We start from the raw sequence: 16,002 nt of genomic DNA, 5'->3' as shown, positions 1-16,002 counted from the left end.
CGGGCACATACAATGAAAATAAATCTCAACAAAAGAATCCTCGACAAAAACGAACAGTGGGCCCAGCTCAATCAGAAATTCTTCGAAGAGAACGGCGTAACGTGTGTAAATGTCATTTCCTCGCCGGGCTCGGGCAAAACGACCACGCTGTCACGGACGATCACTGACCTCAACAGTGAGCTGACCATCGGCGTCATCGAAGGCGACATCAAGACCGACACGGACGCGCAGAAGATCCGCCAGACAGGCGCAGCCGCGGTACAGGTCGAAACGCAGGGCGCGTGCCACCTCTCCGCCCAGCAGGTCAGCAACGCCCTGGCCGAGATCAAGGCAGGCGAGCTGGATCTCGTATTCATCGAGAACGTGGGCAACCTCGTGTGTCCCACCTCTTTCGAGCTCGGCGAAAAGGCCCGCGTCATAATCCTCTCCGTACCCGAGGGCGACGACAAGCCGATCAAGTATCCCAACTCCTTCGCAACCGCCGACGCAGTCCTTATCAACAAGATCGACCTCGTGGAACACATAGACTTTGACACCGAACGCGTCGAAAAAGACATAAAGACAGTCAACCCAGGCGCAGCCATCTTCCACATCTCCGCGCGAACGGGCGAGGGCATGCAGGCCTGGTACGAATGGCTGCAAGAGGTCCGCAAGGCGTAGCATAAGACTTTGACAATTCATTTTTCGGAGGCCATTATGAAGCTGAACCTGATCGTTGTTCCGGTACTGGTAGTCGTTGCACTTTTGACCGGCTGCAGTAATTCGCAAACCTCAAACGAACGAACTTTCGGCGAAGACGTGGCATTCCTTAAGGACCACACCGAAACGGTCGTCCTCAGCGACTCCACGGGCCAGGCAAAGATCGCGATCGTCCCGGCATATCAGGGCCGCGTCATGACAAGCACGGCAGGCGGAGACAACGGAGCAAGTTACGGCTTCTTGAAATACGACCTTATCGCATCGGGCGAGACCAAGCCGCACATCAATCCCTACGGAGGTGAGGATCGCTTCTGGCTCGGGCCCGAGGGCGGCCAGTACTCAATCTTCTTCGAGCCGGGCGACCCCTTCGACCTCGAACACTGGCAGACGCCCGCTTTTATTGATACTGAAAAATATGAAGTGGCCGTGCGAAAGGATAACAGCGTAACGTTTATTGAAAGCGCCGAACTGACCAACTACTCCGGAACCAGTTTTGAATTCGGAGTCTTTCGTCAGATCAGCCTCATCGAACGGCCCCTGGTTACGGATTTTCTCGGCATTGCGATTCCCGACTCACTCGATGTCGTGGCGTTCCAGTCCAGCAACATGCTAACAAACCAGAGTTCGACCGAGTGGACGAAAAAGGACGGCCTGCTTTCCATCTGGATACTCGGCATGTTCAAGCACGGGCCGAAAACAACCGTCGTCGCACCCTTCCATCCAGGCAGCAAAGACAAACTCGGCCCCATCGTTAACGATGCCTATTTCGGCAAAGTACCCAATGACCGCCTCACCATTAAGGACGGCACCGTATTCTTCCTTGCAGATGGACAGTACCGCTCCAAGATCGGCCTTAACCCGATGCGCGCAAAGCCCGTAGTAGGAAGCTATGATCCCGATCGCAAAGTACTCACAATAGTACAGTACACCAAACCCGCCGGCGCGACCGATTATGTCAACTCCATGTGGGAAATCCAGGAACAACCATACGGGGGCGATGCGGTAAACGCATACAACGACGGACCGGCCGAACCAGGCGCCGAGCCGTTTGGACCATTTTACGAGCTCGAGACCTCGAGCCCAGCGGCCGCACTTGCGCCGAACGAGTCTCTTTCACACACCCACCGGACGTTCCACATCACAGGCCCGGAAAATGATCTCGACCCCATCGCCCGCGCGATACTCGGCGTCTCGCTCGAACAGATAAAAAACGCGATCTAGCTGCGCGGTATCAGCACAACTGATATTCGCTATCAGCATCTTAACTTGCATTTTCGCGACGGCATGTTATACTACCCGTCTATTATCCGGCCGACGTCCGCGCCGCGACCGCGGCTTTGCGTTTGACGAAACCGGGAAAATTACAACGTGAACACGAAAACATTAGGAGTTACAAATGGATCATTTCCGTTATAAGGACGGCAGACTTTACGCCGAGGGCGTAGACGTATCAAAGATCGCCGAAGCTGTAGGCACGCCAGCCTATATCTACAGCAAGGCCACTTTCCTGGACCACCTGAAAAAGGTTCAGGAGGCGTATTCCGAGCTCGATACCACGATCTGCTATTCGATCAAGGCCTGCAGCAACATTAACATTCTCAAGTTCCTCGCACAGGCAGGCAGCGGTTTCGATATCGTCTCCGGCGGCGAGCTCTTCCGCGCACAGCAGGCAGGCGCAGACACGACAAAGATCGTCTACGCGGGCGTGGGCAAAACCGACCAGGAGATCGTCGATGCGATGAACGCCCCGATCGGCTATTTCAATATCGAGTCCGAAATGGAACTCGAAAACCTGATCAAGCTCGCAAGGGAACACGACAAGAATCCAAAGGCCGCACTGCGTGTCAACCCCGACGTCGACCCCAAGACGCACACCTACACCACCACCGGCAAAAAGGAAAGCAAGTTCGGCGTGGACATCGAACGTGCCCGCCGCGTCTTCGAAGAGTACGGCAAGAACGGTCAGGTCGATCTCTGTGCGATCCACGTCCACCTCGGCTCGGCAGGCAAAACAGTTGAACCGTACGTTGAGGCACTCGAGAAAACCCTCAAGCTCATCGACGATCTGCGTGCCGACGGCCACACCATTGAAGCCATCGACCTTGGCGGCGGATACGGAGCGGACTACGAAACGAACACCGCACCCGCAGCAGCGAATTACGCAGCGGCGATCGTCCCGATGCTCAAGGGCAAGAACCTCAAGCTGATCCTCGAACCAGGTGCATCCGTTGCGGCAAACTCAGCCATCATGCTCACGAAGGTGTTGTACCTGAAAAAGGGCGGCAAGAAAAAGTTCGTCATCGTAGACGCCGGCATGAACGACCTGATCCGTCCGCCGCTGTACGGCTCGTTCCACTTTATCTGGCCCGCAGTCGTCGAGGACAAATTCATGCCCGGCAAGCGTCAGAAGGATATGAACATCGACGGCAGCGAAATCGTCGACATCGTCGGCCCGATCTGCGAGGGCTCCGACTTCCTCGCACAGGGCAGATCACTCGCACCCGTCCAGCGGGGCGACCTGATCTCCGTCTTCACCGCAGGCGCATACGGCTACACCATGTCAAGCAACTACAACTCGCGCCCGATGCTGCCCGAAGTGCTCGTAGACGGCGACACCTTCACAACGATCAGAAAACGCCAGACCTACAGCGACCTGATAGCACTGGAAAAGGTATAATAGTAAACTAAAAAATACCGACCAGACGGTCTGATAAAGACTGAGACCATACAAAAGGCCCTTCGCCCACCAGGACGAGGGGCCTTTTTCTATTATCAAATCAATGGCTGTATATTTATTTATCCAGAATACGAATTTTTACTTGAGTTTCCATCTAAAGCCAGTATACTATAGACGCAAACCACAATAGTTAATTGGAAGAGGGGAATCATGAACGCGAAATTGCTGACATACGTTTGCACTCTCATGTTAACCATCTGCACTTGTCAGGTTTACGGCAAAACTTTTAACGAATGGGCACAGGAGGAAAACCTCTCTGGCAATGAAACGCAAATAGATGCATACAGAAAATCGATCACTTCGCTGGAAGGGTTAGCAAACAATTTCCCCCACCTGCAGGAACTCATGCTTCATAGAAATTACCTAAGCAGCCTTTATGCGGGTGATTTCTATGGACTGAGCAATCTCGAAGAGCTGCACCTTGGCTCGAATCAGATTTCCAGCATTGAGGATGGGTCTTTTCAGGACTTGCATAATCTGCGATCTCTCACGCTCAGCAGCAACCCCCTCACGGAAGTAAGATCCAGCCAGTTTATCGGTCTAAGTAACCTGCAAACACTCAAGCTTAGTGAAAACCAAATAACTAATATAGGCGCTCGAAATTTCCAGCCACTAACGAATCTGCGTTCTCTTTCACTCGGCCACAATAATATAAGCAGCATTTCTGCAGATGCATTTGCAGGACCAAGCCACCTCATAAGCCTTTATCTTGGTTTCAATCAGCTAAACCGTATCGAATCTGATTATTTGCAAGACCTTAGCAGCCTGCAGGATCTGGATTTTCGCAATAATAATATTTCCAGTATCGAGCCAGGAGCCTTCAGCGGGCTCGATATTCTTGCCAGACTTTACTTGACCAACAACGACATAACCAGCATTGACGGCACTGGTTTCCAAAACCTTGACCACTTGCATACACTTGAGCTAGCCAATAATCAACTCAGCGAAATTGGCAGAACTACTTTTGCCGCACCCCGCAGCCTGCAGACACTGAATCTGGCCGGCAATCAAATCAACCGAATCGCGGATGAGGCATTTTCCAATTCACGATATCTCAAGGAACTCAACTTGGATAGGAACAACATTGAAACGCTAAATCTGCGAAAGGCCAATCTTTCATCCCTGGAACGATTCAGCATAGATTTAAATCCGATCGATACGGTGATACTCTCAGAAATAATCATCGGTCAACAAGGTTTTAATGCTCTTATGATTGGCAGCGATACGTATAGCTGGTTTTCAGGACTGGACCGTTTAGATGCAATCAACCTTATGAACTTTAACAAAACAGATTTTTCGTCAGTCCTGAACTTGTCTGCCATGTACGGAATGGACTCACTCGAAGCAGTGAGTTTTGCAAATACCTCTAACCTGAGTGGCCGTGAAGTAGCGGATCTGGCTGTTAATCTCGATTCGCTCAACTGGCTCGATGTCACCGGCCCATGGGATACATGGTCGGTGGATGTACAGGCGGATCTGCTCGCATGGGACGCTGTCGAAGGTCATGAACTCATCACCCCTGAACCAGCCACTGTCGCCTTGCTCACCCTCGGTTCCCTCGCCCTGATAAGACGCAAATGCTCGGCCAGGTAAACGTCCGCCTTCTCACACTAAACCTCAAGCCCCTTCGCCCATTAGGACGAGGGGCCTTTTAACCGCGCCGAACCCGTCAAAACTTCGGTTTTTAAACCGGATTTAACCTTTCCCAATCTCCACGCATCCGGTATGGTATAGTCATGCTGCGACTGGTGAAAAGAATCTACGCCTTTGCATGGAGGACCTTTCGGCGATACGGACCGGCGTTTTTGGCGGGGCTGGCGTTCGCTCTGCTTGCCTTTATCGGCATAAACGCTGCCGCCAAACCGACCTCCGCTTCCGAATACTGCGGTACACGCTGTCACGAAATGAAGGTCAGCTACCGCACGTGGGAGCTTTCCACCCACGGCACGAACGAGTTGGGCATCGAGGTGGACTGCATCGAGTGCCACCTGCCGCCCAAAGAAAAATACTTCACGCACATGACCGCAAAGGCCTACGCGGGCGCCAAGGATTTCTACATGCACTACTTCGGCCCGGAATACGACCGCGAGGAGATCCGCCGGAAGGTCCTCGAACACATGCCCGACAGCCGATGCACCTACTGCCACGACGACCTGCTGACCAGACCATCCAGCTCGGCCGCTCTCAAGGCCCACAAGACCGCGATCAACAACCCCGACGATCCTGAAAACCGCTGCGTCGCCTGCCATGAAAGCGTCGGCCACGAACGAAAACGGAAACTGTTCTCACCATAATCTGAAAGGGAACCGTTATGCTCTCAACAAAATACATCGCAATCGCATGCTGCTCCATCGTTGCTGTCGCCGCAGTCGTCGGTTTTGCCGCCGATGATGAAGAAGAAAAGACCTACGCACCGCCGGACCCGAAGCTCAAGTCATTCCGCATAGAGCGGGACGTATCCGAAGACGCCCGCGAGTGCATCACCTGTCATGCAGACGAGAGCCGAGGCATAGTCGCCGACTGGGCCGAGAGCCGACACGCACACGCAAACATCACCTGCCTCGACTGCCACCAGGCCGGCGCTGCCGACGAAGACATCAGCCAGAGCCATTTCGAACACGACAAAACCGCCATCAGCCCCATCGTCAGCCCGAAAGACTGCTCGCGATGCCACCCTGCCGAAGCGGCTGAGTACAGCAAGAGCAAGCACGCCAATACGCTCGAGATCATCTGGAAGTTCGACCCGTGGCTCAACGCCGGCATGAACAACTCGATCGAACGATCCACCGGCTGCGAGCACTGCCACGGCAGCGTCGTCAAGATGCAAAAGGACGGCACGTTCGATCCCGAAACCTGGCCAAACGTCGGCGTAGGAAGGGTTAATCCCGACGGCAGCAAGGGAAGCTGTTCGAGCTGTCACACCCGGCATCTATTCTCTGTCTCAGAATCCCGCAAACCCGAAGCATGCGGCCAGTGTCATCTCGGCCCCGACCACCCGCAGATCGAGATATATGAAGAATCCAAACACGGCGCGATCTATCACGCCCAGGGCGACGAATGGAACTGGGACTCTGCGCCGGGCACATGGACGCCGGGCGTGGACTACCGCGCACCGACCTGTTCGACATGTCACATGTCAGGCGTCAACGGCGTGGCCACAACGCACGATGTAACCGAACGTCTCGCATGGGAATCGCAGGCCCCGCTCACCATCCGACCGAGCGAATTCAAGCCCTTCCCTTCCAAAACGAACTGGAAAACCGAACGAGAGAAAATGAAAAATGTCTGCCTGGCCTGCCATTCGCAGACCTGGACGGACGGCCATTTCGACCGCTATGACAAAGCAATCGAAAACTACAACGAGGTCTATTACAAACCGGCCAAGAAGATGATAGACCAGCTCTACGCAAAGAAGCTGCTGGACGACGAAAAGCCGCTGGACCAGGAACTGGAATTCGACATGTACGAATTCTGGCACCACGAGGGGCGACGGGCTCGCTTCGGTGCGGCGATGATGGCGCCGGACTACGCATGGTGGCACGGCTTCTACGAACTAAAACAGCGATACATGGAAATAGAACGTCAGTACGACCATCTGATGAAAACAGGCGAACCCGCAAAGGTGCACGAGGTCCCCGGCGCCACAGGCAGCACCGAGAAGCCGGCCTTCATGCGAGAAGATTAGTACGCCTCCCCCTGCAGCAGTAAAATCCGCGTTCCAGCTCCGGCACATAAAACCGGAAGCTGGACGCGGTTAAAATCATTACGAAATCTCGTCGATCCCGATCTTGCCCAACGCCGCCAGCGCGACCTTGACATTACCGAACGGCGCACTTACGGCAAAACCGTCGACGCAGTGACCCATCGCTTCGATCATCTCGCGTGCGATCTCAACGCCGAGCCGCTTGCCTTCTTCACGTGTTTTCGCCTTGCTCATCCGCTCCAGCAGTGCGTCAGGCACAACAACGCCCGGCACCTCGTTCGCCATGAATTCGGCGTTCTTGTAGCTCGTGAACGGCCAGATACCCGCGATGATCGGTATCTTGTGATCCTTCACGGCTTCCATGAACGCGAACAGCATCTCCGTATCAAACACCGGCTGAGTGATCGCGTACTCAGCGCCGGCGTCAACCTTTGCCTTGAACCGATCGATCTCGCGTTTCATCTCACTCGCTACCGGATTCGCACCGACGCCCACCGTCATGCTCAGCGTGCCCTTGAGCTCATTGCCCGCAACGTCGAGCCCGCGATTGAGATTGTGCACGACCGAAGTGAGTGCGATCGCATCCAGATCGAAGACTGCCGTCGCATTCGGATATTCGCCCAGCTTGGGCGGGTCACCTGTCACCAGCAGCAGATTGCGAACACCCAACAGATGCGCCCCAAGCATATCCGACTGCATCCCGATCACGTTCCGGTCCCGGCAGCAAACGTGCAGTATCGCCTCGATGTCGGCATGCTCCTGTATCTTCGCCGCAGCCACCAGGGGAGAAAGCCTGGAACTGGCCCGAGGCCCGTCCGGTATGTTTATCGCATCGATACCGTACCGCTCGCAAAGCTCGACCTTTTCGAGCATCTTGCTCACGTCAACACCGCGAGGCGGCGTCAGCTCGACACATGTGATCTGCTGCCCCCGCGCAAGTTTCGCCCCGAGCTTTGAACGGTGCATCAGCGGCACGGGCTCCTGCCCGACAGCTTCGGCCTTCTTGTGTACCTCCACCCGCCTTTCAGGCTCGGTGACCATCGCCTTGTCGACGGCTTTTACCGCCTTGGCGATTTCGCGAATATGTGCCGGCGTAGTACCGCAACATCCGCCGATTATCCGCGCACCGTTCTCAAAGAAACGCTTGGCGTACTCGGACATATATTCCGGCGTAGACATGTACATCGTCCGGCCGTCTATTTCCTTGGGCATACCCGCGTTGGGTACGATGCTGATCGGCTTGTCTGTCACTTCGCGGATAGCCTGAAGACCGGCAAGCATCCCCACTGGGCCTACCGCACAGTTGAGCCCGACCGCCGTGACCGCATCCATCTCAGCTATCTGCCCGACGGCCTCATCGATCGCCTTGCCGTACACAGTCTTGTTAAGCTCACTGACCGCGATCTGCGCGACGATCGCAAGATCGCAAACACTTGCCGCAGCCTCAACAGCAACCGCCAGCTCATCCGGATTTGAAAACGTCTCCAGCATGAGAAAATCGGCACCAGCATCAGCCAGCGCCTTCGCCTGCTGCGCGAAAATACCGCGGATCTCATCGACCGAATCTGGGCCAAAATCTACTATTTCCCTGCCCAGCGGACCGATCGAACCTGCAACGAGCACTTCGTGCTCTTGGGCAATTTCCTTCGCGATCTCAACGCCTGCCTTGTTTATAGCTTCAACACTGTCGACCAGGCCGAATTTGCCCAGCTTGTAGGCATTCGCACCGAACGTGTTGGTCTCGACAAAATCACAACCAGCCTCGATATACTCGGCATGCACGCTCTTGATAAGCTCACGTTTGGTCAGATTCAGCTCATCGAAACATGTGTTTACAAAAACCCCCCGCTGATAAAGCATGGTACCCATTGCACCATCGCCTATCATAACTCTTTGCTGTAAAATGTTTTGCAGTTCTTCTTTTAGCATACATCCATCCAATTTAACAGCAGTTACATTATATACCAATATCGCAGTGGAACAGTCTGCGAAATAGAAAAAATCCTCCAGCCCCGCGGCCCCCGCGAAAATACTGGGGCATTGCCCCAGCAGTATTGTGCAAATTAACAGCAAAATCGGGTTATTACAAGCAATTTTGCCAAATAGAGCCGGAAAAACACACCTATCCCGACCTATTCATCCATAAAATGGCCGTCATTGACCTTTTAACCGACCTGAACCATGAAAAACCTTGCAAATATGTCCTTCAGCACTATACTTGCCAGACGAATCTATATATTACTGTTCATTAAGGGTATCTCCTCATGGCAGATAAGAAAAAAGAAACGGATGTCAAAAAAGTACGTGAGCTCGTCGAGATGATGAAGGAAAATGACCTCGTTGAGATAGAGATCGTCGACGGCGAAAACAAAATACTGCTGAAAAGACCCCAGCCGACCCAGCCGGTCGTCAACCAGGTACCAATGCCCGCCGCACCAGCCGCGCCGCAGGCACCCGCTCCCCAGGCCGCTGCACCAGCACCTGCACAGGCAGAAGCCGCACCGGCCCAGGACGAAGGACTCGACGAGATTATTGCTCCCATGGTCGGCACTTTCTACACGGCCCCGAGCCCCGACTCGGATCCTTACGTCAAGGTGGGCTCCAAGGTCGATCCTGACACAGTCGTCTGCATCGTCGAAGCCATGAAAGTTATGAACGAGATCAAGGCCGAGACGACAGGCACCATCGTGGAAGTACTCCGCAAAGCAGGAGAAGCTGTCGAATACGGCCAGCCGCTCTTCAAGGTCAAACCCGACTAAGAGGCCGTTGCAGTTCCACGGACTATATCAAAAAAATACACTAAACAGGTGTGATCTATGTTTTCAAGAATACTCATTGCAAACAGGGGCGAAATAGCACTCCGGATCATTCGGGCGTGCAAGGAGCTCGGTGTCCAGTCAGTCGCGGTATATTCCGAAGCTGACAAAGACGCTCCTTACTTAAAACTCGCCGACGAAGCAGTCTGCGTTGGCCCGGCCAACGCACTGGAAAGCTATCTCAACATCCCGCGCATCATCAGCGCCGCCGAAATCACGGACGTCGAAGCGATCCACCCAGGCTACGGTTTCCTCGCCGAAAACGACCACTTCGCCGAAGTATGCGAAGATTGCGGGATCGGTTTCATAGGCCCGTCTGCCGAATCCATGCGGATGCTCGGTGACAAGGTCGCCGCCCGCGAGATCGCAAAGAAGGCACACGTCAAAACCGTACCCGGATCAGAAGGCGAGATCAAAGACGAAAACGAAGCCATCAAGCTCGCCAACAAGATCGGCTACCCGATCATCCTCAAGGCGGCGGCAGGCGGCGGCGGTCGAGGCATGCGTGTCGTACATAACGACATCTCCATGCGTACAGCTTTTCAGTCCGCAAAAGCCGAAGCCGAAGCGTCCTTCAGCAACGGTAAGATCTTCATCGAAAAATTTATCGTTCAGCCTCGCCATGTCGAGGTTCAGGTCGTCGCAGATAAGGCCGGCAACGCTCTGCATTTCTTCGAAAGGGACTGCACCGTTCAGCGGCGCCATCAGAAGCTGATCGAAGAAGCGCCCTGCCCCGTTCTCGATGACAAGCTCCGCGAGGATCTCTGCAAGGCCGCTATCAAAGTCGTCAAACAGACCGAGTACGCAGGCGCAGCTACAGTCGAGTTCCTGCTGGACAAGGATAAGAACTTCTACTTCATCGAAGTCAACACCCGTATTCAGGTTGAGCACCCTGTCACCGAGATGGTCACCAACCAGGACCTGATCAAGTGGCAGCTTAAGGTCGCCTCCGGCCAGACACTCGACATCCGCCAGAAAGACATCAAGCTGCAAGGCTCTGCCATCGAGTGCCGTATCAACGCAGAGGACCCCGACCGAAACTTCGCCCCATCACCAGGCAGGATCGAAACGTTCATTCCGCCGGGAGGCCCGGGCGTTCGAAACGACACGTATCTGCACCAGGGCATGATGATCTCACCATACTACGATTCGATGGTCTGTAAGTTGATCGTACATCAGAACACACGCGCCGAGACTATCTCAACCATGACTCGTGCCCTCGATGAATTTGTAGTCGATCCTATAAAGACGACCATCCCGCTTTGTCGCGAGATCATCAACCACAGATTGTTTTCCAAAAACGACTTCGACACAAGCTTCATCGAAAAGCACATGCAATTGTAAGGATTGCCGTAAAAAATATCACCCGAAAGGGCGACGTATCCAATAATTCAAAGGCCCGTGTTTGAGCGATCGAACGCGGGCCTTTTGATTGCGTTGCAAACCACGCAAAAACCTATCCGATCATCAAGACAGCCGTTATTATCGCACCTTACCGAAAAAACCACACACAAGTTTTCCCGCTTTGCTCCGAACCCCCAAACAGATATCGACCGCCCTTAATACAGCTTGCTATTGCAGACATACGGCAATCGTTGGTATACTGGTTTATCTTTTTTACTCTTTAGGAGGGTTATTTATGAAGGTACAAGGGACATTATTATTTGCAGTACTGCTCATGGCTTCAACATGCCAAGCCTATGATTGGACGTTCAGCGGTTTACCAGCCACTGATGCAGGCTCGATTCGCAGTGCCGGCGACGTAAACGCTGACGGCTATGATGACATCATCATAGGCAATTACCAGCAGTCCTCCGCTATGGTGTTTTACGGAGGCCAGACACCGCTGTCTACAACTACACAGATCCAGAGCCCAGCAGGAGGCCAATTCGGCTACACTGTCTCGAGCGCAGGCGATGTAAACGGTGACGGCTATGACGACGTCATCATCGGTGCACGAAGCATAAGCAGAGCGTACATCTATTACGGCTCGGCGGACGGCATAAGCACATCAAATTACTGGCAGGCAACCGGCGTCGGCGGGCAGTATGTGAGCGGCGCAGGCGACATCAACAACGATGGCTACGACGATGTACTCATAAGTCATTTCACAAACCAACTTGTATATGTTTTCTATGGTTCTGAAAGCGGGCCCGTTGCAAACGCATCAAATCAAAACGCGGACGAAAGATTATACCAAGGCATAAACTATTTCGGCCTGCAGACCGCATGCGCAGGAGACGTCAACGCAGACGGCTATGATGACATCGTGATCGGATCACTTGGTAACAGGGCGTTCGTCTATTATGGCAGCAACACCGGAACAAGTTCAACCCCCTGGACGCATTTTATAGGCAACAACTTCGGCAGATCCGTATCGACCGCAGGCGACATGAACAGTGACGGCTATGATGATGTCATAATAGGTGCCGGCTACGGTTACGCCTATCTCTTCTATGGAAGCAGCTCAGGCGTGACAGGACCGGTTCAGACATTCCAGGGTAATAGCTACTTTGGAATGCGTGTTGCCGGTGGCGGCGATTATAACTACGACGGCTACGATGATATCGCCATCAGCGATTATAATTATGGTCGTATTTTCATCTTTTACGGAAACGATTCAGTACCCTCGAACAGCCTTGACAATTACGAAAGCGGCGGTTACCACCTAGGCTATGCACTTGCGTTCGGCGGCGATATTGACGGCGATGACGACTGCGAAATATTCGCTCAAAGTCATCCAAACTACAAATACAGTTACGGCTACTTCGGGTTCGAAGCCGATGCTGATTCCGACGGCGTCCCCGACAGGACCGACAATTGCATCGATACGCCCAACCCCTCACAGGCGGACCGAGACGGCGACGGCATGGGTGATGCGTGCGACAACAACTACAGCGGCGGTTCCGGCACTGTCGAAAATCCGTTCGTAATATTCGACGCATACGACCTGCTCACCCTGATGGAACGCGATTACGACTGGAACAAATCGTTCATACTGCTTCGCGACATCGATCTGTCCGGCTACACGCCCGAGTACGTCACGGGCATCGGCCGTTATATCGCACCAAGCGACCCTGCGAATCTGCCCTTCACCGGAACCTTCAACGGCGGAGACCATTCCATCAGCGGATTCGTCGCTGACTTCGGCGAGACAAGCAATGTGGCATTGTTCCCGTACCTTGCTTCGGGCAGTTTGATAACCGATCTGCACATCGAGAACTGCTCGCTTACTGTCAGCACCTCATCCTATCATGTCGGCATGCTCGTAGCTCTGATGTACGGCGGGACCGTTGAACAGTGTTCTGCAACCGGCATGATCACAGGCGGCAATCGAGTCGGCGGGCTGGTTGGCTACACTGCAGGCGATGCGTTCATAGATCAATGCATGACCGACGTGGACATCTACAACGCAAGCACAACAGGCGGCCTTGTCGGTTCTCATAACGCTTCCGCAGCGAACAGCTATGCAGTTGGCGAAGTGGCTGGGGCCAACATAGTCGGCGGACTTATCGGTTCAGCAACAAACAGCACTATCGAAAATTGCTTCTCCACCGGTGCGGTATCGGGCAGCAGCTACGTCGGCGGACTTGTCGGCTACTCTGTTCTCGAACAACCCAACACCGTCTCCGGCTGCTTCTGGGACACCGAATCCTCTGGACAGGAAATCAGCGGCGAAGGAACAGGCCTTACAAGCATCGAGATGGCTACGCTTTCGACATTCGTCTCGAACGGATACGATTTCGCAACGCCTATCTGGAAGTTCACCGCGAGGGACCTGCCCCGCCTGGCATGGCAGAATGATTATCCTGTCGGAGACCTCAACTTTGACTACCAGGTAAACCTGAGTGACCTTAGCATACTGGCCGAAAACTGGCTCACCGCAAATTAAATACTGCACAAGCACAGTTACGACAAAGGCCCGCGTCTGCGACTCAGACCGGGCCTTTTGCTTTTTATGCTCAGTCTCTTATCGGATTTCCAGCGCGACTACCGTCACATCATCCTTCTCGTAACCACTCTTAAGCTCTCGCATCCTCAGCTTGTCGAACTCCCCTACCAGGTCCTCCACCCCCAGCTTCAGAATATCCTTGAACTCGCTGCTCATTTCCATCTGCCCCTTCTCGTCCACCTCTCCAATCAAGGGCTCAGCCCCATCCGAATACATGAACAGCTTATCCCCCTTCGCGAGCTGCACAAGCTCCTGGCTGAATTCTCCCCCCTCAAACACACCCAGCAGGCCTCCCTTGCCCTCGAACATCACGGGCTCACAACCCGGACGTTTCAGTATCGGATACGGATGCCCCGCCCTGCAGTAACTCATCTGCAGCGTACGCATATTCAGCAGACCATAACAGCAGGTTGCAAACAGACATCCGCTCAACTGCTGCTCCGTCATCCTCTTGTTCAAATGCTGCATCACCTCAAGCGGGCCGAAGATCCTGTAATCGTTGCCCTTCGTCTCACGCATCACTATGGCTTGTTTCAGAAACATCGTAAGCAGCGCCGCCGGCATCGAATGCCCTACCGCATCCGCCAGGTAAAATCCAATATGCTGCTCATCGAGCCTCTGCACGTCATAAATATCACCGCTCACACAATCGGCAGGCTCAAACAAAGTCGCCCACCTGATATGCTCGGCATGCGGCAAACGCGAAGGCAGAAAATCCCTCTGAACCTGACCCGCCATCCGCAACTGCTGGGCTCGATCCTCCGCCGTCTCATCTACAACCGCCTTGCGATTCCTGGCAAGCATGCCCTTCATCGCCTTTGCATACGCCACATTACTTTCGATGCGCCCGATCAGTTCCGCAGCATCAAAATCCCTGACCTTCGTCGCCAGCTCGAATTCGTCCAGTGAAAATCCGATGGCGTCATTAACGAATATCGTCGCCACGCCTCTGCTCTCGAGACTTTTGATCACAAGTCCGACTTTCTCTCGCTGAGCAACGTTCATACCCCGCGTATCCAGTACGATCGTCCCCGGCCGACTGTCGCCCTCCAGGTAGTCAACTATCTTATCAACACTGGCACACCCCCAGCTCAAGCCGCCTGAATCAAGCAATTCACCGAGCTCCTTACCCGGGTCAGCCACTCCGCAAAATACAACATCACTTGTTGCCGTCTGTATTCCCAAAGCCTTAAGCAAATCCGTCTCTGACATCACAAGCCTCTATGATTTATCTGTCCTTCTTTTCTCAAATCTACCGCAGCACCATCTTGACCGCCACGGGATGTCCCTCTACATTCAGTCGAATTACTTCATCCCCGCTCACAAATATTTCCCAGTCCTCATTGCCTTCTGCAACCCTTCTCGGAACTCTCATGTCGAACGTATCTGTCGGCGAACTCGCTACCATAGGCAAAACCAGCCCGCAAGTAACATTGAGCAGTTCGCTAAGTCCGTCCACACAATGCTCGTCGGCGATCTCAAATCCGCCGCTGAGATTCTGGCCGAACTCCCGCGCGAACTCCATCCCTGCCCACAGAAATATCCTCCCGCTGACGGGTCCTTCAAAATCCACTGCCGTGACGATTGCATTTTCTTCAGTCGGCACATCCATTGACTCTTCCGCCGTCATGAATGCCATCGTCTCCAACGCCTGAACCAGCGACTCTCTTATGACATTGCTGCAATTAGCTGTTGCCATGACACACCCCCAGATTCTTGATAAGCACATCGCGAAATTCGTTGGGCCTGAACGGTTTATGCAGAAAATCGCTGACACCCTGCTCCATCAGATCTTCAACGCGAACCTCACTCGACTCAGTCGAGATGACCACGATCGGTATTTGGGCATAACGTTCGTCGTGCTTGAGCTTCTCAACAAGCTCTACACCGCCAATATTCGGCATGTTCAGGTCAGAGAGTATCAGATCGACACGCTCTTTCTCGATCACCGCCAGGGCCTCTTCACCATCACCAGCCTCAAACACCGAGCCAATCTCCAAATCAACCATATCGATGGTTCGTTTAAGAGCGGCTCGCATCAGCACTGAATCGTCAACTATCAGAATATTGTTACTCATATCAGAATCCTTCATCT

13 protein-coding genes are annotated in these 16,002 nt (G+C 53.7%); 9 read left to right on the top strand and 4 right to left on the bottom strand.

Annotated features, from left to right (window positions below; translation table 11 throughout):
• The first annotated feature begins 12 nt into the window (after positions 1–12).
• From hypB to STSP2_RS03285, 6 genes are all read left to right on the top strand, one after another.
• Positions 13–660 (top strand): hydrogenase nickel incorporation protein HypB, encoded by a 648-nt coding sequence (gene hypB / locus STSP2_RS03310; protein ID WP_146659828.1) that lies wholly within the window; start codon positions 13–15, stop codon positions 658–660.
• Positions 661–696: 36 nt separating this feature from the next.
• Positions 697–1,920, top strand: a complete 1,224-nt coding sequence (locus tag STSP2_RS03305; RefSeq protein ID WP_146659826.1) for a DUF6786 family protein — start codon at positions 697–699, stop codon at positions 1,918–1,920.
• Between the two features lie 175 nt (positions 1,921–2,095).
• Positions 2,096–3,376, top strand: coding sequence for a diaminopimelate decarboxylase (gene lysA / locus STSP2_RS03300; RefSeq protein ID WP_146659824.1), 1,281 nt, complete (start codon positions 2,096–2,098; stop codon positions 3,374–3,376).
• A gap of 210 nt (positions 3,377–3,586) precedes the next feature.
• Positions 3,587–5,029 (top strand): leucine-rich repeat domain-containing protein, encoded by a 1,443-nt coding sequence (locus STSP2_RS03295; RefSeq protein ID WP_146663988.1) that lies wholly within the window; start codon positions 3,587–3,589, stop codon positions 5,027–5,029.
• Between the two features lie 155 nt (positions 5,030–5,184).
• Complete coding sequence (locus STSP2_RS03290; protein ID WP_205847985.1) at positions 5,185–5,730, top strand: cytochrome c3 family protein; 546 nt, start codon at positions 5,185–5,187, stop codon at positions 5,728–5,730.
• A 17-nt stretch (positions 5,731–5,747) separates the two neighbouring features.
• Positions 5,748–7,121, top strand: a complete 1,374-nt coding sequence (locus STSP2_RS03285; RefSeq protein ID WP_146659821.1) for a multiheme c-type cytochrome — start codon at positions 5,748–5,750, stop codon at positions 7,119–7,121.
• Positions 7,122–7,199: 78 nt separating this feature from the next.
• Here the strand turns inward: STSP2_RS03285 and STSP2_RS03280 are convergent, their stop codons facing one another.
• Positions 7,200–9,068 carry a bifunctional homocysteine S-methyltransferase/methylenetetrahydrofolate reductase gene (locus tag STSP2_RS03280; protein ID WP_146659819.1) on the bottom strand — a complete coding sequence of 623 codons (1,869 nt, stop codon included), beginning with the start codon at positions 9,066–9,068 and terminating at the stop codon, positions 7,200–7,202.
• Between the two features lie 335 nt (positions 9,069–9,403).
• Between STSP2_RS03280 and accB the strand changes: the two genes are divergently transcribed.
• The 3 genes from accB (at position 9,404) to STSP2_RS03265 (ending at position 13,847) form a co-directional block, all read left to right on the top strand.
• Positions 9,404–9,898, top strand: a complete 495-nt coding sequence (gene accB, locus STSP2_RS03275; protein WP_146659817.1) for an acetyl-CoA carboxylase biotin carboxyl carrier protein — start codon at positions 9,404–9,406, stop codon at positions 9,896–9,898.
• Positions 9,899–9,955: 57 nt separating this feature from the next.
• On the top strand, positions 9,956–11,299 hold the full coding sequence (accC, locus tag STSP2_RS03270) for an acetyl-CoA carboxylase biotin carboxylase subunit (RefSeq protein ID WP_146659815.1): 1,344 nt from the start codon (positions 9,956–9,958) through the stop codon (positions 11,297–11,299).
• Positions 11,300–11,594: 295 nt separating this feature from the next.
• On the top strand, positions 11,595–13,847 hold the full coding sequence (locus STSP2_RS03265) for an FG-GAP-like repeat-containing protein (protein WP_146659813.1): 2,253 nt from the start codon (positions 11,595–11,597) through the stop codon (positions 13,845–13,847).
• Between the two features lie 78 nt (positions 13,848–13,925).
• On the opposite strand, the gene STSP2_RS03260 is transcribed toward STSP2_RS03265, so the two are convergent.
• From STSP2_RS03260 to STSP2_RS03250, 3 genes are read right to left on the bottom strand one after another with little or no spacing between them, the layout of a single operon-like run.
• Positions 13,926–15,119 carry a PP2C family protein-serine/threonine phosphatase gene (locus tag STSP2_RS03260; RefSeq protein ID WP_146659811.1) on the bottom strand — a complete coding sequence of 398 codons (1,194 nt, stop codon included), beginning with the start codon at positions 15,117–15,119 and terminating at the stop codon, positions 13,926–13,928.
• 40 nt (positions 15,120–15,159) lie between these two features.
• Positions 15,160–15,606 (bottom strand): chemotaxis protein CheX, encoded by a 447-nt coding sequence (locus STSP2_RS03255; protein ID WP_169852942.1) that lies wholly within the window; start codon positions 15,604–15,606, stop codon positions 15,160–15,162.
• Entirely contained in the window at positions 15,593–15,985 is a 393-nt protein-coding gene (locus STSP2_RS03250) for a response regulator (RefSeq protein ID WP_169852941.1), read from the bottom strand. Before STSP2_RS03250 ends, STSP2_RS03255 begins: the two co-directional genes overlap by 14 nt.
• Positions 15,986–16,002 lie beyond the last annotated feature (17 nt).

This window comes from Anaerohalosphaera lusitana (genome assembly GCF_002007645.1).
Lineage (GTDB): Bacteria > Planctomycetota > Phycisphaerae > Sedimentisphaerales > Anaerohalosphaeraceae > Anaerohalosphaera > Anaerohalosphaera lusitana.
This window is presented reverse-complemented; position numbering and strand designations above follow the sequence as displayed.